General features: G+C 68.2%; 20 protein-coding genes and 1 pseudogene. 10 read left to right on the top strand and 11 right to left on the bottom strand.

What is annotated here, in order from left to right; all coding sequences use genetic code 11:
• Positions 1-1,251: citrate synthase (gene gltA / locus AC3FOF_RS25085; RefSeq protein ID WP_488728118.1), on the bottom strand; the 1,251-nt coding region annotated here is incomplete at its 3' end.
• A 749-nt stretch (positions 1,252-2,000) separates the two neighbouring features.
• Between gltA and AC3FOF_RS25080 the strand changes: the two genes are divergently transcribed.
• The gene (locus AC3FOF_RS25080; RefSeq protein WP_035816543.1) at positions 2,001-2,747 is read left to right on the top strand and encodes an IclR family transcriptional regulator; all 747 of its coding nucleotides are present in this window, start codon (positions 2,001-2,003) and stop codon (positions 2,745-2,747) included.
• A 16-nt stretch (positions 2,748-2,763) separates the two neighbouring features.
• Here the strand turns inward: AC3FOF_RS25080 and AC3FOF_RS25075 are convergent, their stop codons facing one another.
• The 7 genes from AC3FOF_RS25075 to AC3FOF_RS25045 all read right to left on the bottom strand — a co-directional run bounded on the left by AC3FOF_RS25075 (position 2,764) and on the right by AC3FOF_RS25045 (position 9,438).
• Positions 2,764-3,852 (bottom strand): Rieske 2Fe-2S domain-containing protein, encoded by a 1,089-nt coding sequence (locus AC3FOF_RS25075; protein ID WP_488728117.1) that lies wholly within the window; start codon positions 3,850-3,852, stop codon positions 2,764-2,766.
• Between the two features lie 153 nt (positions 3,853-4,005).
• Complete coding sequence (locus AC3FOF_RS25070) at positions 4,006-4,797, bottom strand: glycosyltransferase family 2 protein (RefSeq protein WP_488728116.1); 792 nt, start codon at positions 4,795-4,797, stop codon at positions 4,006-4,008.
• A gap of 106 nt (positions 4,798-4,903) precedes the next feature.
• Entirely contained in the window at positions 4,904-5,719 is an 816-nt protein-coding gene (locus AC3FOF_RS25065) for a lysophospholipid acyltransferase family protein (protein ID WP_488728115.1), read from the bottom strand.
• Positions 5,720-5,813: 94 nt separating this feature from the next.
• Positions 5,814-6,941, bottom strand: coding sequence for a chorismate transformation FkbO/Hyg5 family protein (locus tag AC3FOF_RS25060; RefSeq protein ID WP_488728114.1), 1,128 nt, complete (start codon positions 6,939-6,941; stop codon positions 5,814-5,816).
• 11 nt (positions 6,942-6,952) lie between these two features.
• The gene (locus AC3FOF_RS25055; protein WP_276266330.1) at positions 6,953-8,308 is read right to left on the bottom strand and encodes an NAD(P)/FAD-dependent oxidoreductase; all 1,356 of its coding nucleotides are present in this window, start codon (positions 8,306-8,308) and stop codon (positions 6,953-6,955) included.
• Positions 8,309-8,337: 29 nt separating this feature from the next.
• A complete protein-coding gene (gene fabG / locus AC3FOF_RS25050) occupies positions 8,338-9,081 on the bottom strand; it encodes a 3-oxoacyl-ACP reductase FabG (RefSeq protein ID WP_017224058.1) in 744 nt (247 codons plus the stop codon).
• A 96-nt stretch (positions 9,082-9,177) separates the two neighbouring features.
• Positions 9,178-9,438, bottom strand: coding sequence for a phosphopantetheine-binding protein (locus AC3FOF_RS25045; protein ID WP_017224059.1), 261 nt, complete (start codon positions 9,436-9,438; stop codon positions 9,178-9,180).
• Positions 9,439-9,819: 381 nt separating this feature from the next.
• On the opposite strand from AC3FOF_RS25045, the gene AC3FOF_RS25040 reads away from it, so the two are divergent.
• The 9 genes and pseudogenes from AC3FOF_RS25040 to AC3FOF_RS25000 all read left to right on the top strand — a co-directional run bounded on the left by AC3FOF_RS25040 (position 9,820) and on the right by AC3FOF_RS25000 (position 19,972).
• Positions 9,820-10,569: a COG4648 family protein gene (locus AC3FOF_RS25040; RefSeq protein WP_488728113.1), complete on the top strand. Its 750-nt coding sequence runs from the start codon at positions 9,820-9,822 to the stop codon at positions 10,567-10,569.
• Between the two features lie 25 nt (positions 10,570-10,594).
• A pseudogene (locus AC3FOF_RS25035) lies at positions 10,595-12,399 on the top strand (ApeI family dehydratase).
• On the top strand, positions 12,396-13,367 hold the full coding sequence (locus AC3FOF_RS25030) for a lysophospholipid acyltransferase family protein (protein WP_017226118.1): 972 nt from the start codon (positions 12,396-12,398) through the stop codon (positions 13,365-13,367). The pseudogene AC3FOF_RS25035 and the gene AC3FOF_RS25030 overlap by 4 nt, the downstream one beginning before the upstream one ends.
• Before the next feature lie 75 nt (positions 13,368-13,442).
• Positions 13,443-14,036, top strand: a complete 594-nt coding sequence (locus AC3FOF_RS25025; RefSeq protein ID WP_430869592.1) for a LolA-related protein — start codon at positions 13,443-13,445, stop codon at positions 14,034-14,036.
• A complete protein-coding gene (locus AC3FOF_RS25020) occupies positions 14,033-16,504 on the top strand; it encodes an MMPL family transporter (RefSeq protein WP_488728112.1) in 2,472 nt (823 codons plus the stop codon). Before AC3FOF_RS25025 ends, AC3FOF_RS25020 begins: the two co-directional genes overlap by 4 nt.
• 23 nt (positions 16,505-16,527) lie before the next feature.
• Positions 16,528-17,376 (top strand): polysaccharide deacetylase family protein, encoded by an 849-nt coding sequence (locus AC3FOF_RS25015; protein ID WP_488728124.1) that lies wholly within the window; start codon positions 16,528-16,530, stop codon positions 17,374-17,376.
• Positions 17,377-17,485: 109 nt separating this feature from the next.
• Complete coding sequence (locus AC3FOF_RS25010) at positions 17,486-18,694, top strand: beta-ketoacyl-[acyl-carrier-protein] synthase family protein (protein WP_488728111.1); 1,209 nt, start codon at positions 17,486-17,488, stop codon at positions 18,692-18,694.
• An 8-nt stretch (positions 18,695-18,702) separates the two neighbouring features.
• Complete coding sequence (locus AC3FOF_RS25005) at positions 18,703-19,506, top strand: beta-ketoacyl synthase chain length factor (RefSeq protein WP_488728110.1); 804 nt, start codon at positions 18,703-18,705, stop codon at positions 19,504-19,506.
• Between the two features lie 4 nt (positions 19,507-19,510).
• Complete coding sequence (locus tag AC3FOF_RS25000; protein WP_488728123.1) at positions 19,511-19,972, top strand: ApeP family dehydratase; 462 nt, start codon at positions 19,511-19,513, stop codon at positions 19,970-19,972.
• 60 nt (positions 19,973-20,032) lie between these two features.
• On the opposite strand, the gene fahA is transcribed toward AC3FOF_RS25000, so the two are convergent.
• The 3 genes from fahA to AC3FOF_RS24985 form a co-directional block, all read right to left on the bottom strand.
• Positions 20,033-21,295 (bottom strand): fumarylacetoacetase, encoded by a 1,263-nt coding sequence (gene fahA, locus AC3FOF_RS24995; RefSeq protein ID WP_488728109.1) that lies wholly within the window; start codon positions 21,293-21,295, stop codon positions 20,033-20,035.
• A 110-nt stretch (positions 21,296-21,405) separates the two neighbouring features.
• Entirely contained in the window at positions 21,406-22,746 is a 1,341-nt protein-coding gene (hmgA, locus tag AC3FOF_RS24990; RefSeq protein ID WP_017225367.1) for a homogentisate 1,2-dioxygenase, read from the bottom strand.
• A 72-nt stretch (positions 22,747-22,818) separates the two neighbouring features.
• A complete protein-coding gene (locus tag AC3FOF_RS24985) occupies positions 22,819-23,058 on the bottom strand; it encodes a DUF2783 domain-containing protein (RefSeq protein ID WP_488728108.1) in 240 nt (79 codons plus the stop codon).
• Between the last annotated feature and the right edge of the window lie 7 nt (positions 23,059-23,065).

Raw genomic sequence — 23,065 nt, 5'->3', positions numbered from 1 at the left:
CTGGCGCGGACGGCCGATCTTGTATTCCGGATCGGTGATCATCTCTTCCCACTGCGAGATCCAGCCCGGGGTGCGGGCCAGCGCGAAGATGCAGGTGAACAGCGAGGTCGGGATGCCCAGCGCGCGCTGCACGATGCCCGAGTAGAAGTCCACGTTCGGGTACAGCTTGCGGCTGACGAAGTACTCGTCTTCCAGCGCGATCTTTTCCAGTTCCATGGCGAGCTTGAACAGCGGGTCGTTGTGCAGGCCCAGTTCGTTCAGCACTTCATAGCAGGTCTCGCGCATCAGCTTGGCGCGCGGGTCGTAGTTCTTGTACACGCGGTGGCCAAAGCCCATCAGGCGCACGCCCGAGTTCTTGTCCTTGACCTGCTTGATGAACTCGGTGATGTTGTCGACGCTGCCGATCTCTTCCAGCATCTTGAGGGCGGCCTCGTTGGCGCCACCGTGGGCCGGGCCCCACAGGCAGGCCACGCCGGCGGCGATGGCGGCGAACGGGTTGGTGCCCGAGGAGCCCGCCAGGCGCACCGTGGAGGTCGAGGCGTTCTGCTCGTGATCGGCGTGCAGGATGAAGATGCGGTCGAGCGCGCGCTCGAGCACCGGGTTCACCTGGTACGGGGCGCACGGCGTGGCGAACATCATGCGCATGAAGTTGCCCGAGTAGGACAGGTCGTTCTGCGGATAGATGTACGGCTGGCCGATGTTGTACTTGTATGCCATCGCGACCAGGGTCGGCATCTTGGCGATCAGGCGGATCGCGGAGATTTCGCGCTGGTGCGGATCGTCGATGTCCATGGCGTCGTGGTAGAACGCGCTCATGGCGCCCACCAGGCCCGTCAGCACCGCCATCGGGTGCGCGTCGCGGCGGAAGCCCCGCAGGAAGAACTGCAACTGCTCGTGCACCATGGTGTGGTTCATCACGGCGCCAACGAACTCTTCCTTCTGCTTGGCGTTGGGCAGTTCGCCCTTGAGCAGCAGGTAGCAGGTTTCCAGGTGGTCGCACTTGGTCGCCAGCTGCTCGATCGGGTAGCCGCGGTACAGCAGCTCGCCCTTGTCCCCGTCGATATAGGTGATCTTCGAATTGCACGAAGCCGTCGACATGAAACCGGGATCATAGGTGAACTTGCCGGTTTGACCGTACAGCTTGCGAATATCGATCACATCGGGGCCGACCGTGCCCTTGTAAACCGGCAGCTCGACGCTGGGGGAACCATCGGAAAACGATAGCGTGGCTTTCACATCGGTCGGCGTCATTTTTTTGTTCCCTTCAATGCTTTGCATCTTCAAATTAACAAGATTCCGGCCCGGCGCGGCGTTTTTGCGACGCGCCAGAGGCGGAGTATCGAGTTCACGGCCCGGTTCCCCCGCTGGCGGCAGAATCGGACGGTTCACCCAGTAAGACTACGGCAAATACCAGCCACCCGGCACCCTGATCCTTCAGTACCCAACGGCCTTGCTGCGCAGTGTAGCCAGGCATGGAGCATTCCCAATATGATTTAAAATCTCAAATTACATTCAATTTTTTCATGAAATGAAAATAGAGACAGGGAGGAGCGTGGCGTGCATGCGCCCCATCCCGGCGTCCCGGCCCGACTTGGTGCGGCGGCAGACATCCGCCGCACGCTAGCCGAAGCAACCTGACGCGGTACGAGCCGGACTCATCGCCTCGTGCCTTCGCCTCGCCGTATCCTCCCCGGGATTCGCGAGGCGCTTTTCGTGGTGACCCGAGCACCACGCGCCCGATGGATATCTTCCGGCCGCGCATGGACCGGGCACGCTCGGCGCGCAGCCCACGCAGGGCGGCTACCCGGCTGCGGATCGGATGGCACGCTACCCGATCACGCCCTTGGCCTGAATGCGAGCCATTGCGCCGGGCCTGGCGTGCCCCGCCAGCCGATCGACTATGATGTGCGCTTCTCTTCCGACCGACCCGGGCCCGCGTCTTCCACCAAAGCGCGGGACCTGTCCCAGCCATGACCGCCAACGACAACAAAGCGCCGGCAATGAACGTGAAAACGGCGCTGCGCGTGATCGAGATCATCGAGACCTTCGCGCGCGAGCGGCGCGCGCTCTCGCTATCGGAGCTGGCCCGCCTGCTGGCGGTGCCTGCGTCGAGCTGCCTGGCGCTGATCCGCACCCTCACCTCGCTGGGCTATCTCTACGAGACCGGCCGCCGCCAGGGCTACTATCCCACCGGCCGGCTGCTGGCCATGGCGCAGCAGATCGCGCGGCACGACCCGGTACTGGACCGCGTGCACGGCACCATGAATGAACTGCGTGCCGCCACCGGCGAAACCGTGGTGATCGGCAAGCTGCACGAAGGCCGGTGGGTGGTCTATCTCGACGTGCTCGAATCCCCGCACGCGATCCGCTATATCGCCACCGCCGGCGAACGGCGCGACCTGCACGCCAATTCGATCGGCAAGGCGCTGCTCTCCGCCATGCCGGAGGACGAGCGCCGCGCGCTGATCGCCCAACTGGGCTTCGAACGCTATACGCCGCGCACGATTGGCAACGCCGGGCAGCTCGAGGCCGAGCTGAAGACATCCGTCGAACAGGGCTGCTTTATCAATCTCGGCGAGTCGCTGCCCGACGTGGGCGCGATCGCCTGGCCGCTGCGGCTGTCGGGCGAGTGCTACGGGATCTCCATCGCCGGGCCGGTCTATCGCATCGAGCCCGAACTGAAACGCTATGCGGCAATGCTGAGAACGGCCTGCTCGACGCTGGAGCGCGACGAGCGCAACCGGTAGATCCGGGCAGGGCCAGTCAGGCAGGAGCAGGCTTCTCCGGCGCGCCGCACTCGCGCAGCAGATCGCGCAGTTCGTTGATGACGGGGAACACCTCGTGGTTCCAGTCCGCCCCCTGCTTGTCATGCGCCTCCTGCTCGCGCTCGACGATCCAGCGGTCTTCCTTGAAGATTCGCTCGGTGAACCATACCAGCAGCGGCCATGCCAGATCGAGCACGCCGGGTATGCCCGGCCTCTTGATCGACAGGAGCCCGAAGGTGCGGTTGGTCCGCTGCTCCGCGTCCAGCGGTACGTAGACGATCCACAGGTCCATCACCAGCGTCGCATCCGAGGTGCGGATCTGCAGCGTCTGGTAGGGGTAGCAGGTGCGGACCGTCATCACATCCTTGTGGTCCTCCCCGCCCTTGTTGCCGCCACCGAATACCAGCGCCTCGCCGACCGGTTGCCGGCCAGCCTCCCGCGCGAAGGTGTAGTCGACCTCGACCCAGCCTTCGCCGCGCCGCCGCGCGAGCGAGCGGGCGCGCATCTGTCCCATTTGCCGCCGGTGCAGGAACTGGTGGTTCATGTCCATCAGGTTCTCGTGCATGAACGAGTAATGGCATTTGACCTCGCGGCCAAAGCGGCGCGTCTTGTAGGCCTTGTCGGCCACCGAGCCGAGCGCGGGCAACGGCGTCTCGTCGGCCAGCACCGCGCTGCCGGGAAACACGAAGATCAACCCTTCCAGCTCGCGGCACGGATAGGCGCGCACGCCATTGGGCAACCGTTCGCGGCCCAGGTAAGGCACGTCGATGCAGCGGCCCGTGCAGTCATAGGTCCAGCCGTGATAGCAGCAGCGAATCGATTCGCCCGCGACCACCCCCGCATGCAGCGGCACCTGCCGGTGCGCGCAGCGGTCCTCCAGCGCGAATACCGCGCCCGACTCCGTGCGCACCAGCACGATCGGCTCGCCCGCGAAGCGCACCCCATGGGCCTTGCCGCGCTTGACCTCGCGCGACCAGGCCAGTGGATACCAGTGATCGGGATGGATGGTGACGCGACGCAGGTCGCGCAAGGGGGCTGAGACGGGGGAATCGTCTGCACTGCTATCAAGCAACGGGACTGCATGCATGGGGCGCTTCTCCTTGCAATACTGTAACCTCGGTCTGCCGACTGCATTGGCGGGAACTCGCAAGAGGCTCAGTCTACCCGAAGGTGACGCAAAGGATGTACGGCAACCTGCAGCCGATGGCCAGCGTGGGCCGCAGGCCGCACGCCCATGGCGTCAGGGCGCCGTGATGCGGGGCCCCGCGCCGCGCCGCGCCCGCAGGCGGCGGCAGGCCAGCAGCGGCAGGCGGGCCAGGAAGCCGAAGAGAAGGCGCATATGCATCCAGCTCAACAGGACGTTGTCGCGCAGATAGTTGAAGTGCGAGACGCCCCCCTCGTCGGCGCTGAAGTAGCGTACCGGCGCATCCAGATTCAGGGGCCGCACACCGCGCCAGCACATGCGCACCACCACTTCGGGGTCGAAATCGAAACGCCGCATCCAGCGCTGCCCGTACATCACCGCGCGCAACGGCGCGATCGGGTAGACGCGAAAGCCATAGAGCGAATCGCCGATGCCGGCCCACAGCGTCTCCAGGTTGGCCCAGGCGTTGGAGATACGCCGCCCGTAAACCCGCACCTTCGGCGCGCTGGCGTCGAACACCGGGCGGCCAAGCACCATGGCCTGCGGGTCGCGCTGCGACACCGCCATGAAGGGCGCGATCAGGCCGGCCGGGTGCTGCCCGTCGGAGTCCATGGTCAGTACATGGGTGAATCCTTCCGCCGCGGCCAATTCCAGCCCGCGCAGCACCGCCGCGCCCTTGCCCTGGTTGCAGGGCAACACGATCACGCGCAAGCCCGGGTCGGCAGCAGCCTCCTGGCGTAGCCATTGGGTGCTGCCATCGGTGCTGCCATCCACGACCACCCACACCGGCGACCAATGGCGCCGTGCCTCGCGCACCGTGTCGCGAACCTTGTCCCCCGGGTTGTAGCTGGGAATCAGAACGAGATGCGTGGTGGAGGACTCAGTCATGAGGATAAAGGACAGATCGGTACACGATAAGAAGCGAAAAAATGGATAATGCGCGCCGGCCGCCGCCCCACCAGCCCTGGCGGCCCCGGCGGCATGAGCCGGCCGCTCAGGCAGTAGGCGCGGTGGCGCACTCCACGGCGGCGGAACGCTGCGGCGCCTGCTCGGGGCTAGACAGCTCCGCTTCATAATACTGCGCCAGCTCGGCCATGAACCCGCGCTCGCTCTCGGGCGGGTCGAAGCGGCGGCCCAGCCTGACACGGTAGCAGACCGGCATGTCGGGCTTGCGGAAGAACGGCCAGCCCTTGCCCAGGAAGGGCGAGTCCGTCTCGATGAACAGCGTCTGCACCGGCACTCCGGCCCGCTTGGCGATCAGCCCGACGCCGCCCTTGAAGGCATTGACCGGCCGGCGGATGGTGCGCGTGCCCTCCGGGAACACCAGCACCTGCCCCCCCTCCCGCAGTTCCTGCACGGCGCGCCGGATCATGCCGACCGTCGTATCGTTGCGGATATAGCGGGCCAGCCTCGCGCCAGCGCCGAGGAAGGGATTATCCACCACCCCGGCCTTCATGATGCAGGCCACGCCCGGCAATCGCGACAGCACCAGTAAAGCGTCCAGCAGCCCGGGATGATTCGCCGCCAGCACCAGGGGCGGCCCGCCCCGCAAGCTGTCCAGTTCGCGCAGGTCGAAGCGGCATGCGCCCATCGCTGCCAGGGCCCACAGATAGAAGCGGAACATGCCCATGTTGGCGAAGCGGCCGAGCCGCTGCCCCTGCGCGGCCGGCAGTATCCAGCGGCAGATGACGGCAAAGGGCGTCCACAGCAGCGACAGCGAGGCCAGCAACAGCAGGCCCGCATAGAACGCAGCATGCTCGGCTGCTGCAGCGGACCGGGCCAGCAGGTAAGCGCGCAGTTGCCGCGGCATCAGGCCGTCCTCGCGGGGCAGACGCTTTCCCGGCCCGGCCTGGCGCGGACAAATGGCGCGCGGCGCACTGCGCCGGCGTGGCGGGCCATGGCCGTCACCCGAGCACTGCCAGCCCGTGGCCGGCCGAGGCTTCGATTTCCACCAGCAGGTCGCCGCGGCAGATATCGGCCTGCACATAGGCTGCCGGCACACTCCGCCCCGCCGCCCTTTCCAGTTCCGCGCGCACGCTGGCCAGGGTGCCGGCGTCTTGCGGATCGCGCACATAGACGCGGTAGACGAGGTCCGTCAAACCAAGGCGTGCGTGCCCGTCGCGCGCGGCCTGCTCCAGCACGGCGGCGATATTGGCCATGCTCTCGCGCGTCTGCGCGGCCACATCGCCGGCGTGCACCGTGCGATGGCCAACGATGCTGGCGGTGCCGGACACGAACAGCACGGTAGCGGCGCGACCGCCCTCCTTGCCGCATCGCCACACCCCGGCGCGCGCAAAGGTCGGGCTGCGCGGTCCGTATTGCGCGGGATAGCGATAAGCGCTGAGCTGGCGCGGATTCTCCACGGCGACCGGCGCGCGCGGGCTGGCCAGGAAAGCGATCGAAAGCATGCGCTGCGCGGCGGGCTGGCCCACCGCGCCAAGCGCGCAGGCCGCCGGCACATTGCCCACGACCTCCCGGCGGCAGGCCATGAAGGCATCCTGCCGCCCGATATTGAACTGGCGATAGCGCTCCAGCCCGGACTCCTCGGCATTGATGTCGGCCACGTAGTTCCACACCCGCACCAGGTATGGATAGCCCTGCGCATCCAGCAAGCCGAAGATGTCGCGATAGGCCCGCTCGGTTGCGCACTGCAGCATGGCGGCAGGGGCTCCGGCGAAGTCCGCCTCGGACAGCATGACGCTGCCGAACAGCAGGCCGAGCGCGGCGTCCACGCGGAAATCCACCACGCCATGCCGAGCAGTGCCAGGTGCTGCGCCGGCTTCACCGGCTGGTTCCGGCAGGGCGGCGCGGCCACCGTCTCCCGCGCCATGCCAGATCTCGCAAACGACCGGGTCCGCCTGCAGCGGCGGCGTGGCCACGCGCGCCAGCGGCAGCCCCGCTCCAGCGAGGGCCGCGGGTGGCTTGCCGGGGCCATACCAGACGGCCCCCAGGGCGCCCTCCAGCCACCCCGGCGGGGGTGCCGCCAGCCTGGAGGCCGTGTATTGCGCCAGTCGCAGGGGCGCCGTTGTCATGGCATCGCGCTTCATTGGCTGGCCGCCGCGCCGGTCTCGTCGAGCGGGCGGATATTGCGGCGCCGCTGCCGCCAGGCACCCCAGGAACGCCGCCAGTTCACCAGCGCGACGCCGTAGTAGAGCACCTTGAAGGCCAGCAGCGAACGCCAGATCGGGGTCTTGCCATAGATGTCGCCGGCCAGCACGGAGAGCAGCGCCTCCTTCATGCGCAGGATGTTGCGCGGGCCCATGAACAGATCGCGCATGGTCGGCGTGGTGATGCGGTAGATAAACCAGGAAAACTGCCTGGGGCCGTGGCGCACGACCTTATCGAAGCGCTGCAGTGCGGCCCGCGCCCCGGCCGGCTCGCGCAGGCAGGTATCGATGGCATCGGCGGCGGCGAAGGCGCTGGTCATGGCCAGCATGACGCCGGAGGAGAACACCGGATCGATAAAGGCATAGGCATCGCCCAGCAGCACATGGCTGGGGCCATAGGTCTGCTCCGTCACATAAGAATAGTTGCCGGTGGCTTCCACCTCGGCGACCAGTTCCGCGCCCGCCAGGCGTTCGGCCAAGGCCGGGCACAGCGCGATGGTGTCGGCGAAGAAGTCCTTGAGCGGCTTGTCGCGGCGCTTCAGGTAGTACGGCCACGTCACCGCGCCCACGCTGGTGGTGCCGTCCGAGAGCGGGATGAACCAGAACCAGCCGTGCTCGAACCAGAAGATAGTGATGTTGCCTTCGTTCTTGCCGGGATGGCGGCGCGCGCCGCGGAAGTGCCCGTACAGGGCCGAGCTGTTGTGCTTGGGGTTGCGCTGCTTGGTCTTGAAGCGGTTGGCCAGGAAGGTATCGCGGCCCGATGCGTCGACCACGAAGCGCGCCCGCCAGTCGTCCTGGCCGCCGTCATCGCGCATCGCGCGCACCATCGCCCCGGACTCCTGCGGCAGGAACGCCACTTCGCACACCCGGCAGCCCTCGATGACCTCCGCCCCCTTGCGCGCCGCATTGCGGCACAGCAACGCGTCGAATTCGGAGCGGCGCACATGGTAGGCGTAGGGCATGGACTTGTCCCAGGCCTCTGCGAACTCGAATGCCTGGCCCTGCCCGTGCCACGGCGAGACAAACTCGGCGGCCCATTTTTCGATGGAAATGGCGCGCACCTCATCGGCCACGCCGAGACGCTCGAACAGCGGCAGGTTGGCCGGCAGCAGGGACTCGCCGATATGAAAACGTGGATGCCGCGACTTCTCCAGCAGCGCGACCTTGAAGCCCCGTTCCGCCAGCAAGGCCGCCGCGGTGGAGCCGGCGGGACCGCCGCCGATGACCAGCACATCGCATTGGCGAACGGCGGGCATGGCGCTGCCGGCGCCGGGACGGGCATTCCTATCCATATGTGCTTCCTGAAAAAACCACGGCCGGCCTAGGCCATGCCGCCATTGATGGAGAGCGTCTGGCCAGTGACATAGGCCGCCGCATCCGATATCAGATAGGCAACCATGCCGGCCACTTCCTGCGCGCTGCCGGCGCGACCCGCCGGCACCAGTTGCCGGATACGCTCGATCGGAAAGGCCTGGGCAATCATGGGCGATTCGATCACGCCGGGCGCCACGGCATTGACCGTCACCCCGCGCGAGGCCATCTCGATGGCCAGCGAGCGCGTGGCGGCAATCAGCCCGGCCTTGGCGGCCGCGTAGTTGGCCTGCCCGCGATTGCCCATCAGCGCCGCAACCGACGCCATGTTGACGATGCGCCCCCAGCGGGTGCGCATCATCGGCATCAGCAAGGGCTGGGTGACATTGAAGAACCCGTTGAGCGAGACGTCGATGACGCTGCGCCATTGCTGGCGGGTCATGCCGACCATGGGGGCGTCATCGTGGATGCCGGCGTTATTGACCAGGATCTGCACCGGTCCGTCCGCCAGGATGCGCTGCAAGGCAGCCTCGGTGGCATCGGCATCGGTCACGTCGAATGCGGTCGCATGTGCCCGGCCGCCAGCGGCGCGTATGGTTTCGGCAACCGCCTCGGCCTGACCAAGATTGCGGTTGGCATGCACCCAGACTTCATGACCGGCCTGCGCCAGCGCGAGGCAGATGGCCTGCCCCAGCGCGCCGCTGCCGCCGGTCACCAGTGCCAGCCTGGGCTTCTGTTTCTCTTGCTGCTCCATCCACACTCCCGCAGGCGGCTGCCTGCTTACGATGACACGGGCCGGCCGCTTTTCCGCGGGCGCTTCGCCTTTCGCCTTCGCCAGGCGACCGGCATCTCAACGCGTGCGGTTCGCTGCCGCGTAGGCGGCCAGACTGCCGAGCGAGCCGAAGATCTTGTGGTTGTCCGGATTGTCGGAGCGCAGCTCGAAACCATATTTCTTGGAAATCAGCAGGGCGATCTCCAGGATGTCGATGGAATCCAGGCCGAAGCCATCGCCGTACAGGGGGGTGTCGGCGCAGACGTCTTCGGGCTTGATCTCGGTAATATCGAGTTCTCCGATGATCAGTTCGGCGATTTCGTGTTCGAGTTCGGTCATCGTGACAACGTAGCAATTAGGGGCAGGCCACGCATGCAAGCCAGGCGGTCCGTCACCGGCATATCATGGACGGCCCGGTGCATGCGTCAGGTGAAACGGCTGTTGTATACTTCGGCACCGTCTTTGGGGGACATGCTACCAAGCGGCGAAAAATCCCACTACCTAAGAGAAGTTTGGTAACAACATTGTTGACCACTTCCGGAAACAACGCCCCCAATCCACCGGTCTTCACGCTATAAGCTTTCGTCTCGCTTCCCGCCGCGCAGCATGCGCCGGGCCATCCTGTCCGGTACCCTTTTGGGGCATGACCCCTCCGGCCGGCGGGACGAGCGCCACAAGCCGTACCCAAATAGCGCTGCCATGCCATTCAGTGATTCTTCCTTGACCTGCAACCCCATCGGCCGGACCGACCGGCCTGCGCCCGACTCGCGCACCGGCTCGCCCGAAAAAATGGCCGCCAGCGCACATGGCTCTGCTTCTCCTTCGGGCCGCCCTTATGCCGGAGTCGCCATTGCGGCACTATTTATCTCGTATGAGTACACCCTGCACCGGGTGGCCCAACAGCCGGGCGCCGAAGTGGCCGGCCTGCTGCTTGGCGCCGCGCCGTTCATCCTGATGGGGCTTGGCATCGGGTGGCGTTCCACCTGGCGGCTCCCCCTGCTCATGCTGCTGGCGCTGGCCTGCGCCGGCCTGTGGACGCTGCGGGTGCCACTTTCCCAGCACTTCGGCTGGACCTATTATCTGCAGCACATGGGCGCGAACACCGCGCTGGGCTGGATGTTCGGCCGCAGCCTGCGGCACGGGCACACGCCGCTCTGCACGCAGTTCGCCACCATTGTGCGTGGAACGCTTCCGCCCGCCGTGCGGCGCTACACCCGCACGGTCACGGTAGCGTGGACGCTGTTCTTCGCGCTGATGGCCACCTTGTCCACCGTCCTGTTCGCGCTTGCGCCCATCGGCACCTGGTCCACCTTCGCCAACCTGTGCAGCCCGGTGCTGGTGGCATCGATGTTCGCGGCTGAAGCGGGCTGCCGCCGCCTTGCCCTGCCGGGACTGGAACATGCCGGCGTGATGGAAGCGATCCGCGGCTACCGGGCAGCCATGGCCGCGCGCGCCGGCCTGCCGCGCTGAAGCCCGCGCCGAGCCCATCGACACCATGCCCTCTTTTCCTCTTGTTTCCCATACCTCGCTGGACAGCGTCATTGCCTACCTTCCTGGCCAGGCGGTGACGGTGCGCCGCTTCCTGGCCGACGTCATGCGGCTTGCCGGCGAACTGCCCGCGGGCGGCTACGTGTTCAATGCCTGCGCCGACCGCTATTGCTTCACCGTCGGCCTGTGCGCCACGCTGGTGGCCGGCAAGATCAGCCTGCTGCCGTCCACCCATACGCCGGAGATGGTGCGCCAGCTCGCCTCGTTCGCGCCCGGCACCTTCTGCCTGCATGACACGCCGGATTGCGATATCGCGCTGCCGCGCTTCCTCTTCGCCGGCTACCCCGCGCACGATGGCCACGCCGCCGATGCCGCCGGAGCCGAGCCGCGCGTGCCGCTGATCCCCGGCGATCGCGTCATGGCTTACGTGTTCACCTCGGGCTCGACGGGACAGCCGGTACCGCACCGCAAGACCTGGGGCTTCCTGGTGCGCAATGTGCGCGCCGCGGCGGCACGCCTTGGCCTGCAGGACGGCCGCGCCTACACCCTGGTGGGCACCGTGCCGCCCCAGCATATGTACGGCTTCGAGTCCACCGTCCTGCTGGCCCTGCAAGGCGGCATCGCGCTGAGCGCCGCGCCTGCCTTCTACCCCGCCGATATCCGCGCCGCGCTGGAAACCGTGCCGCGGCCGCGCGTGCTGGTGACCTCGCCGGTCCATCTGCGCGCCCTGCTGCTGTCCGGCGGCGAGTTGCCGCCCGCGGACCTGGTACTGTCGGCCACCGCGCCACTGGCGGAAAAACTGGCTACCGAGGCGGAAGCGCGCCTGGCGGCGCCGCTGATGGAAATCTACGGCAGCACCGAAACCGGCCAGATCGCCACCCGCCGCACCGCGCACACCAGCGCCTGGGAGCTGTTTCCCGCGCTCACCCTGGCAGTGCGGCCGCGCGAGAGCGGCGAAGCCGACGGAGAAGACCAGGTCTGGGCATCGGGCGGCCACGTGGAACAAGCCGTCGCCATGGGCGATGCGCTTGAGCTGCTGGACGAGACCCGCTTCCTGCTGCATGGGCGCAAGGCAGACCTGATCAATATCGCCGGCAAGCGTACCTCGCTGGCATTCCTCAACCATCAGATCAATGCCATCGCGGGGGTCGACGACGGCGTCTTCTTCATGCCGGATGCGCCCCCCGGCGAACTGCCCGAAACCCACGTGCGCCGGCTGATTGCACTGGTGGTAGCCCCGCGGCTGCGGGCCGCAGAGATACTGCACGCACTGCGCGAGCGCATCGATCCCGCCTTCATGCCGCGCCCGCTGCTGTTCGTCGACGCCTTGCCGCGCAATGCCACCGGCAAGCTGCCGCACGACACCCTGGCGCCGCTGGTGACAAGGCTGCTGGCGGGCCAGCGGGCCCGACCGGCGCAATCGCACGGCGGCCCCGCATGATGCCCAAGTCCCGCCCCGACGCGCGCCAGGAGCCGAGCGCAGCGCACACCCTGCCGGGCTTCGTCATTGCCCCTGACCACCCCGCGCTGGCCGGGCATTTTCCCGGCCACCCGGTGGTGCCGGGCGTGGTGCTGCTCGATCAGGCGGTGATGGCGATCGGCGCCGCGCTGGCGCAACCCCTGGAGATCTTCCAGATCGGCACGGTCAAGTTCCTGAGCCCGGTATCCCCCGGCGAGCGGGTGACGATCCGGCACGAAACCGATGCGCGCGGCACCATCCACTTCACGCTCGGCGCGGGCGGCCGCACCGTGGCAAGCGGCACGCTGACGCCCGCGGCAGCGGCGCCACAGGCAGGGGAAACCGGCGCATGATGTGGCCAGCAAAGCGACGGCAAGCGGCCAGCGCAGACTGGTCCAGCCGGGAGGAACGCAGCAACACCACCCTGCTGCGCATCATGAGCTGGCTGTCGCTGGGACTGGGGCGCCGCTTCGGGCGCGCCGTGCTGCGCCTCGTCGCCGCTTATTTCGTGCTGTTCTCTCCCACCGCGCGCTACGCCTCGCGCGCCTACCTGGACCGCGTGCTGGGACGCTATGCGGGCTGGAGCGATGGCTACAGGCACGTCTTCACCTTCGCCTCGACCATCCACGACCGGATCTACCTGCTCAACGAACGCTTCGACCTGTTCGACATCCGCGTGCATGGCGGCGAGCTGGTGGACGAAGCCATGGCGCGGGGCAGCGGCGCCTTCCTGCTGGGCGCGCACCTGGGCAGCTTCGAAGTGATCCGCGCCATGGGGCGCCAGCGCCCCGGCATGCAGGTGGCGATCACCATGTACGAGGAGAACGCGCGCAAGCTCAACGACGTGCTCGAAGCCATCAACCCGGCCATGCGCCAGGATGTGATTTCGCTTGGCCGCGTCGATGCCATGCTGAAGGTGCGCGAGTACCTGGAGCGCGGATTCCTGATCGGCATGCTGGCCGACCGCACGCTCTCGCAGCGCGCCACCGATCCGGTACAGCAGTGCGACTTCCTGGGCGCGCCGGCGGGCTTTCCCACTGGTCCGCTGCGCATGGCGGCCATGCTGCGCCGCCCTGTGATCTTCATGACCGGGCTGTACCGCGGCGGCAACCGCTATGATATTCACTTCGAGGCGCTGGCCGATTTTTCCCATGTAGCGCGCGGCCAGCGCGAGCAGGAAGTACAGGCCGCGCTGACGCGCTATGTGGGCAGGCTGGAGCATCACTGCCGCAGCGCGCCGTATAACTGGTTCAACTTCTACGACTTCTGGCAGGCCGGTCCGCCGCTGTCCAGCAAGCCGCCGCCCAGCAACGAGCCCTGACGCATGCCTCGATCACCCGATACCCGCCATCATGCCCACGCGCCGCGCCGTGCGCGCCTCCTTGCGCGCCTTTGCATGATGGCCTGCATTGCCGGCGCGATCGGCCCGCTCGCGCCACCGCCTGCCCGCGCGGCGGAGCCGCCCGCCACCGCGGCCGCGGCGTGGGGCGTGGACCAGTTGATGTCCGTGCTGGCACAGCGCAAAAGCGGGCGCGTGGCCTTTACCGAAAAGAAGTATCTCGCCATGCTGGAACGCCCGGTGGAATCCTCGGGCGAGCTGGTGTTCCTGGCGCCCGATCACCTGGAGAAACGCACCATCGCGCCCAAGCCGGAGAACCTGGTGCTGGACGGCGACATGCTCACGGTGGAGCGAGCCGGCAAGCAGTTCGTGCTGCCGTTGCAGAACTACCCGGAAATGGCGGCCTTTATCGAAAGCATCCGCGGCACCCTGGCCGGCAACCGCAACGCGCTCGAGCGCTACTATCGGCTGGGCATCCAGGGCCGCGCCACGCGCTGGACCCTGACCCTGACGCCGGCCGATTCGCGCATGGCGGGCATCGTCAGGCAGATCCGCATCGACGGCGCGCGGGACACGCTCGACAGCGTGGAGATCGTGCAGGCCGATGGCGACCGCTCGGTGATGAAGATCAAACCGGTCGCCGCGCCATGACGGAGCAGGCTCGCCGCGATAGCTGGCGCGCGCGCCTGTCCCAGGGGCCGGCACGCCTCGCCGTCGGCCTGTGGCTGGTGTTCCTGATGGCCTGTGCGGCGGTGGTTGCCCGCACCGGCTTCACCGCGGACCTGTCGGCTTTCCTGCCGCGCGCGCCCAGCGCGGAGCAGCAGTTGCTGGTGGACCAATTGCGCGAAGGGCTGGTCTCCCGGCTGATCCTGGTCGGCATCGAAGGCGGCGACGCGGCCGGACGCGCCGCGCTCTCCAAGGCCATCGCGGCAAGCTTGCGTGCCGACCCGCGGTTTTCCTCGGTCAGCAATGGCGAGCCCGTCAACCAGGCCGCCGACCAGCGTTTCCTCTATACCCATCGCTACCTGCTCAGCCCCACCGTCACGCCCGAGCGCTTCCTGCCCGAGGGGCTGAAGGCGGCGGTGGCAGACACCTTCGACCTGCTTGCATCGCCAGCCGGGCTCTTCACCAAGACGCTGCTGCCGCGCGACCCCACCGGCGAAATCACTTCCCTGCTGGGCCAGCTCGATAGCGCGCAGCGCGTGCCGCTGCGCGATGGCGCATGGGCGTCGCGCGATGGCCAGCGTGCCGTGCTGCTGGCGCAAACCGCCAGCGCTGGCTCCGACACCGACGGCCAGGCGAGCGCCATCGCCGCCATCCGCCAGGCCTTCGAACACGCGCAGCAAGCCCGGCAGGCACCGCAGGCCGGTACCGTGCCCTACCGTCTGCTCATGACCGGCCCCGGCGTCTTCTCGGTCAGCACGCGCGACACCATCAAGCGCGAAGTCGAGCACTTGTCCACGCTGGGCATCGGCATCATCGTCACGCTGCTGCTGCTGGTGTACCGCTCGCTGCCCACCCTGCTGCTCGGGCTGGTACCGGTGGTATCCGGCGCGCTCGCCGGCGTGGCCGCGGTCAGCCTTGGCTTTGGCGGCGTGGTGCACGGGCTGACGCTCGGCTTCGGCACCACGCTGATCGGCGAGGCGGTCGACTACTCCATCTACCTGTTCGTGCAGTCCGCCCAGTACACGCATGCCGGCCGGCGCGATGAGCGCGCCTGGGTGGGCGCGTTCTGGCCCACGGTGCGGCTCGGCGTGCTGACCTCGATCTGCGGCTTCGCTTCGCTGCTGCTATCGGGCTTCCCCGGGCTGGCGCAGCTGGGGCTGTATTCCATCGCCGGCCTGGCCACCGCGGCCCTGGTCACGCGCTTCGTGCTGCCGCGGCTGGCGCCCACCAGTCTGCGCATGCGCGATGTGGCCCCGCTGGGCCAACGCCTGGCCCGCGCCGCCGCGCAGGCCCACCGGCTGCGCTGGCCGATGGCGGCTTTGCTGCTGGCAGCCGGCGCGGTGCTGCTGATGCCGCGCGGCGCGCTATGGAGCCAGGAACTGGCCTCGCTGAGCCCGGTGCCCGCGCGCGAGCAGGCGCTCGATGCCTCGCTGCGAGCCGACCTGGGCGCGCCCGACGTGCGCTACCTGGTGGTGCTGTCCGGCCCGAGCCAGGAAAGCGTGCTGCAGGGCGCCGAACGGGTAGCGCGCGAACTGGACCCGCTGGTAGCGCAAGGTGTGATCGCCGGCTATGAGAGCCCGGCGCGCTACCTCCCCAGCATGGCCACCCAGCGCGCGCGCCAGGCCAGCCTGCCGCCCCGGCAGGCATTGGCGCAAAGGCTGCAGGCGGCGGTCGCCGGGCAACCGGTGAAACCGGGCCTGTTCGCGCCCTTCCTGGACGAAGCCGAGCAGGCACGCAGCGCGCCCCTGCTACGGCGCGACGACCTGCGCGGCACGTCGATGGCGCTGGCCATCGATGCGCTGCTGACGCGCCATGGCGAGCGCTGGAGCGCCACCCTGCCGCTGCGCGCGCCGGCCGCCGCGCAGGACAAGCCAGGAGCAGCCTCCGCCTCCAGCCTCGATGCCGCGCCGATCCGCGCCGCGATCGCGCGCGCGGCACTGCCGGACACGCTCTTTGTCGACCTGAAGAACGAATCCGATCATCTCTATGCCAGCTATATGCGGGAGGCGCTGCACTTGTCGCTCGGCGGGCTGGCGGCCATCGCCGTACTGCTGGCGATTGCGCTGCGCTCGCCCCGGCGGGTGCTGAGCACCTTGTTGCCACTGGCGGCGGCCACGCTGGTGGTGGTTGCCGGGCTCGCCGCCAGCGGACGCCAGCTCACCATCCTGCACCTGGTCGGCATGCTGCTGCTGGTCGCGGTAGGCTCGAACTACGCGCTCTTCTTCAATGGCAGCGGACGGCAAGCCACGGCCATCTCGCCGCATACGCTGGTGTCCCTGATGCTGGCCAACCTGACCACAGTGGCGGCATTTGGCCTGCTTGCCTTCTCCAGCCTGCCGTTGCTGCAGGCCTTCGGCATGACAGTCGGCCCCGGTGCGGTGCTGGCGCTGCTGTTCTCGGCCATCCTGGCGCCGCCGGCGCTGTTGTCCGCGTCCGCCAGGCGCCAGCCATGAGCCGCACGACCGCACCCCACGATATGCAAGCCAAGCCAGCCATCCACCCCAATGCCCGCCCGTGGCGCCCTGGCGCCCTGGTCAGCGGCGCGCTCGCGGTACACGCGGGGGCCGCCGCGGCGGTCATCGCGACACCGGCCGCCGTGCCCTGGGCCGCCGGTGGCGTGATTGCCTCGCACCTGCTGCTGACGGCGGCGGGACTGTGGCCCCGCAGCACATGGCTGGGCCCCAACCTGCTGGCCTTGCCGCCCTCGGCGCAGGGCTGCGTGGCCCTGACCCTGGACGACGGACCCGATCCCGAACTGACGCCGCACGTACTGGACCTGCTGGACCGGCACCAGGTACGCGCCACCTTCTTCTGCATCGGCGCGCGTGCCGCGCGGCATCCCGATCTGGTGCGGGAAATCGTCCGGCGGGGCCACGCGGTGGAGAACCACAGCCTGGACCATCGCCATCATTTTTCCCTGTTCGGCCCGGCCCGCCTGATGCGCGATATCGGCGCGGCGCAGCAGGTGCTGACCGAACTCGGCGGCGTCGCGCCGCGCTTCTTCCGCGCCCCCGCGGGCCTGCGCAACCCCCTCCTCGAGCCCGTGCTGTGCCGGCTCGGCCTGCACCTGGCCAGCTGGACCCGGCGCGGCTTCGACACCGTCGCCGGCGGCGACGCCGACCGCGTCGCGGCACGCTTGCTGAGGGGCCTGGCCGAACGCGACATCCTGCTGATGCACGACGGTAATCCGGGGCAAGACCGTGCCGGCCGGCCGCTGGTGCTGGAGGTGCTGCCGCGCGTTTTGCAGGCCATCGACCGTGCCGGGCTGCGTTGCGTGACGTTGCGGGATGCCGTGCCCGCCATTGCGCCGGCGGTGACATCGTGAGTGCCCCTTGCCGCCTCGATCGAGCACGCCAGGCCGCCCGCCGGGTGACCTTGCCGGCACAGGCCATTTGATACAATCCGCCCACCGCGCAAACGAATCCAAGCACGCAGTGTCTCCCCTTCTTTTCTCGCACTTCACCGCCACCAGCTGCCTCGGGCATGGCCTTGACGCCACCCTGGCGGCACTGCGCGCGCGGCGCGGCGGTCTTGTGCCCTGCGCGTTCAGCGATATCAGGCTGGACACGTATATCGGCGAAGTCGGGCGGGTGGATGAGACCGTGCTCCATGCGGAACATGCCGAGTTCGACTGCCGCAACAACCGCCTGGCGCAACTGGGACTGGAACAGGATGGTTTCGCCGAACGGGTGCGCGAGGCCGTGGCGCGCTTCGGCCCGCACCGCATCGGCGTATTCCTCGGCACCAGCACCGCGGGCATCCTGCAGACCGAGCTGGCCTACCGCCGGCGCGACCCCGGCACCGGCGCGCTGCCGGCGGACTTTCATTACCGCGGCAGCCACAGTCCCTACTCGCTGCCGGAATTCGTGCGCCGTTACTTCGGCCTGCGCGGGCCCGCGGTATCGATCTCCTCGGCCTGCTCGTCCGGTGCCAAGGTGTTCGTCTCGGCGCGCCGCATGCTCGAGGCGGGGCTGATCGATGCCGCCGTGGTGGGCGGCGTCGACTCGCTGTGCCACACCACGCTGTATGGCTTCAATTCGCTGGAGCTGGTGTCCGGCCTGCCGTGCCGGCCCTACGATGCACAGCGCAATGGCATCTCGATCGGCGAAGGCGCCGCCTTCGGCCTGCTCGAGCGGCTGCCCGCCGCAAGCGCCGCGCGCGCGGGCGAAGACATCCTGCTGCTGGGGATCGGCGAGTCCAGCGATGCGCACCATATGTCCGCGCCGCACCCGCAGGGACTGGGTGCCCGCATGGCGATGGCGCAGGCGCTGGCCAGTGCCGGCCTGGCACCGGCGCAGATCGACTACGTCAACCTGCATGGCACCGCCACCCGCAGCAACGACGCGGCCGAAGGCAGGGCCATGCTGGACCTGCTGCCATCCGTCCCGTGCAGTTCGACCAAGGGCGCGACCGGCCACACGCTGGGCGCGGCCGGCGCCATCGAGGCGGCGATCTGCGCGCTGGCGCTGCGCCATGGCCTGATGCCCGCTGGCATCAACACCACCGAACCGGATCCGGAACTCCCGCTCGACTACCTGCTGGAAAACCGCGAGCAGCCCATGCGCCGGGTCCTGAGCAATGCCTTCGGCTTCGGCGGCTCCAACTGCAGCCTGCTGTTCGGCCGCGCCGATTCGCCAGCCTGAACCTGACCATGCAACTGAGCGCATTCATCGAAGGCATCGGCCTGCTGGGCCCCGGCTTCCAGGACTGGCAGCACGGCGCCGCCGTGCTGGCAGGCACGTTGCCCTATGCCAACCAGCCGACCGAACTGCCGCCACCGGCCGGACTGCCGCCGGCCGAACGGCGCCGTACCGGCCCTTGCGTCAAGCTGGCCCTGGCGGTGGGCCAGCAGGCGGTGGCAGCCAGCGGCATGGACGCGGCGGCCCTGCCGACGGTGTTCAGCGCCTCCAGCGGCGACGGCTACAACTACCACGCCATCTGCGAGGCGCTGGCCAGCCAGGATCCGCTGATCTCGCCGACCCGTTTTCACAACTCGGTGCATAACGCGGCCGCGGGTTACTGGGGCATTGCCTCCGGCGCCATGACCTCCTCCAACGTGCTGTGCGCGCGCGACGGCAGCTTTGGCGCCGGCCTGCTGGACAGCTTGTGCCAGGTGGCCGTGGACGGCGAAGCCTGCCTGCTGATTGCCTACGACACGGACTATCCGGAGCCGCTGCGCAGCCACCGTCCCATCCCGGATGCGTTCGGCCTGGCGCTGGTGCTGCTGCCACAGCCTGGCGCACGTTCGATCGCGCGCCTCGATGTCACGCTGGCCGAAGCGCCGGCCAGCCGGATGCCGCTGCCCGAACTGGAACAGTTGCGCCAGGCCGTGCCGGCGGCGCGGGCCTTGCCCATGCTGCAGGCGCTGGCGCTGGGCGGCCCGCGCGAGGTGGTGATCGATTACCTTGACGACCTGCGCCTGCGGGTGGCCATTACCCCGGCCGAAGCCGCGTGACGTGATGCATCCGCAAGCCGCTGCGCTGGGACGCGCGTGGATCGCCGCGCATATTCCGCATCAGGGCGCCATGTGCCTGCTCGACAGCGTGCTCGACTGGAACCCGGAATGCATCCGCTGCGAAGCCAGCAGCCATACCCATGCCGACAATCCGCTGCGCGCCAACGGGCGCCTGGCGGCCGTTTGCGGCATCGAATACGCGGCGCAGGCCATGGCCGCCCACGGTGCCGCGCTGCGGCAGCCCGGGCAGCGCCCGCGCCTGGGCTACCTGGCCAGCGTGCGCAAGCTGGAACTGCACGTAGCACGCCTTGACGACATCGCCGCGCCGCTGCAGGTGGAAGCCCGCCGCATCAGCGGCAGCGAGGGCAACATCCTCTATGCCTTCGAAGTGAGCGCGGCCGGCCAGCTGCTGCTGGCCGGCCGCGCGGCGGTCATCCTCGATGTCCCCCTGCCGCCGGCCACGTGATTGCCGCTGGCTTCCTGCCGGATGGGCGCTCAACGAGCGCCCCGGGACCGTTGCGTCCGCTTAGCGGGCCGGCAGGATCTTGCCCGCCACCTCGCCAAACCCGACCCGATAGCCCTCGCCCTGGCACCAGCCGGTCATGACCACTTCGTCGCCGTCTTCCAGGAAGCCGCGCTTGGCGCCGTCCGCCAGCGTCAGCGGCTCGGCGCCGTTGCGGGTCGCCTCCAGCAGGCTGCCGTAGGAATCCGGCGTGGTGCCGCTGATGGTGCCGGAGCCCATCAGGTCGCCCACGCGGACATTGCAGCCCGACACGGTGTGGTGCGCCAGTTGCTGCACCATGGTCCAGTACATGGCCTTGAAATTGGTCTGGCAGATCGTGGTGGCCTGCGCGGCGCCTTCGGGGCGCAGCGAGACTTCGAGCGCGATGTCATAGGCATTGCGCTGCGGCTGCCGCAGGTAAGGCAGCGGCTCGGGCGACTGCACCGGATTGTCGCGGCGGAACGGCTCGAGCGCGTCCATGGTCACCACCCAGGGCGAGATAGAAGTGCCGAAGCCCTTGCTGTTGAACGGTCCCAGCGGCACGTATTCCCACTGCTGGATATCGCGCGCGCTCCAGTCGTTGAGAATCACCATGCCGAACATATGCCCGGCCGCTTCGGCAGTGCTGACCGGCTCGCCCAGCGTCGAAGGCTTGCCGACGATAAAGGCCATCTCCAGCTCGTAGTCGAGCTTGCGGCAAGCCGTGAAGATCGGGCGCGGCTCGTTCGGCAGCTTGATCTGCCCGTTCGGGCGGTGCAGCTCCGTGCCGCTGACCACCACCGAGCTGGCGCGGCCGTTATAGCCGATCGGAATCTCCAGCCAGTTCGGCAGCAGCGCGTTCTCCGGGTCGCGGAACATGCGGCCAACGTTGGTAGCGTGCTCGCGCGAGGAGTAGAAATCGGTGTAGCCGGGAATATCCACCGGCAGGTGCAAGGTGGCCCAGGCCATCGGCACCAGCGCCTGCTCATGCAGCGCGGACTTGCCGCGCAGGGTGTCGTCGTCCGCCGACAGCAAGGCCGTCAGGCGCTGGCGCGTTTCGGTCCAGACCGGCTTGCCGAGCGCGATGAAGGCATTGAGCGTGGCGCCGCCGAAGACGCCCTTGGTCGAAGCCGGCAACAAGCCAGCCGCATCCAGCACGGCCAGGTCGAGGACGAAATCGCCAATGGCGACGCCCACGCGCGGGCCCTGCCCGTTCGAGGAAAAGATGCCGTAGGGCAGGTTCTGCAGCGGGAAATGCGTAACGCCATCATTGGCGGATTCGATCCAACTCTGCTGGACAGTGGTCATCGGGGGCTCCGAGAGGAATGACAAGGGGGTGCCGGCATGGTTGTCTGCACGGGCACCCGGGAAGCGAACATCATCGGCCCGGCCGGCCGCGGCCAGCCGGGCATCCGGGCTTAGCGCTGATTCGGGTTGAAATGCTTCTTCAGCCCTTGCCAGCACCGGTAGTAGTCGGCTTGCAGCTCGGCCGATTCCGCTGCATACGGCGTCGGCCGGATCACGGCCGGCGTCTCGAACATAAAGGCCATGGTATCGCTGATGCGGTGCGGCTGCGACGTATCCGCGGCGGTGGCCTTGGCGAAGGTCTCCGCGTCCGGGCCATGGCCGCTCATGCAGTTGTGCAGGCTGGCACCGCCAGGAGCGAAGCCCTCGGCCTTGGCGTCGTACACGCCTTCGATCAGGCCCATGAACTCGCTCGCGATATTGCGGTGGAACCAGGGCGGGCGGAAGGAATCCTGCATGGCCAGCCAGCGCGGCCCGAAGATGACGAAGTCGATGCTGTCCACGCCCGGGGTATCGGAGGGGCTTTGCAGCACCAGGAAGATCGACGGGTCCGGATGGTCGAAGCTGATCGAGCCGATCGTGTTGAAGCGGCGCAGATCGTACTTGTACGGGGCATAGTTGCCGTGCCAGGCCACTACGTCCAGCGGCGAGTGGCCGATCGGCGCGCGCCACAGGTTGCCCTGGAACTTCGCCACCAGCTCGAAATCGCCCTCGCGGTCTTCGTACCACGCTACCGGCGTGAGAAAGTCGCGCGGGTTGGCCAGGCCATTCGAGCCGATCACGCCCAGGTCCGGCAAGCGGAACAGCGCGCCATAGTTCTCGCAGATATAGCCGCGCGCTTCGCCGTCCGGCAGTTCCACGCGGAAACGCACGCCACGCGGCACCACCACGATTTCCTGCGGCTCCACTTCCAGCAGGCCCATCTCGGTCGCCAGGCGCAGGCGGCCCTGCTGCGGCACGATCAGCATCTCGCCGTCGGCGTTGTAGAAGAAGCGGTCGGTCATCGACCGGTTGGCCAGGTACAGATGGATGCCGCAGCCGTTCATGGCTTCCGGGCCGCCATTGCCGGCCATGGTCACGATGCCGTCGACAAAGTCGGTCGGCTCGCTTGGCATGGCGGGCGGGCTCCAGCGCATCTGGTTGGGCGACGGCGGCACCTCGTCGAAGCGGCTGACGAGGCGCGACTGCGCCATGCGCGTGAACGGCTCGTGCATCGCGCCCGGGCGGATACGGTATAGCCAGCTGCGCCGGTTGTGCGCGCGCGGCGCCGTGAAGGCCGTGCCCGAGAGCTGCTCGGCATACAGCCCGTAGGGTGCGCGCTGGGGCGAGTTCTGCCCCACCGGCAAGGCTCCGGGCAGCGCCTCGGTGGCGAATTCGTTGGCAAAGCCCGACTGGTAGCCAGGTGCGCCATGCTCGGGCAAATGCGCCGGAACGTTCAGTTGCGTCTGCGTCATGTCTTGAGTCTTCCTCTCTCTGGTACTCACGTACTCGTTCTCTCGATATGAGAAGCGGCTGGCCGCGCAGCCTCAGGCCGCGGCCGCCGGTTGGGCGGCGGGCTGGTGGCCAGCCCGTTCGAGCGCGCCCGCGCGGGCGCGCTCCATGGCTTCCTGCAAGATGGCAAGATCGCCGATGTGGTTGGCCAGCAGCAGGATCAGCTGCGCGTTGGCGGACTGGCTCTGGGCGTCGGACAGGTCGCGGTGCATGTCGATCAGCGCCTCGTAGAAATCGTCCGGACGAGCCAGGTTGGGTTCGGTGTTCAGTGGCATTGGCAGG

The organism is Cupriavidus sp. 96C5-1, from assembly GCF_057798855.1.
This window is presented reverse-complemented; position numbering and strand designations above follow the sequence as displayed.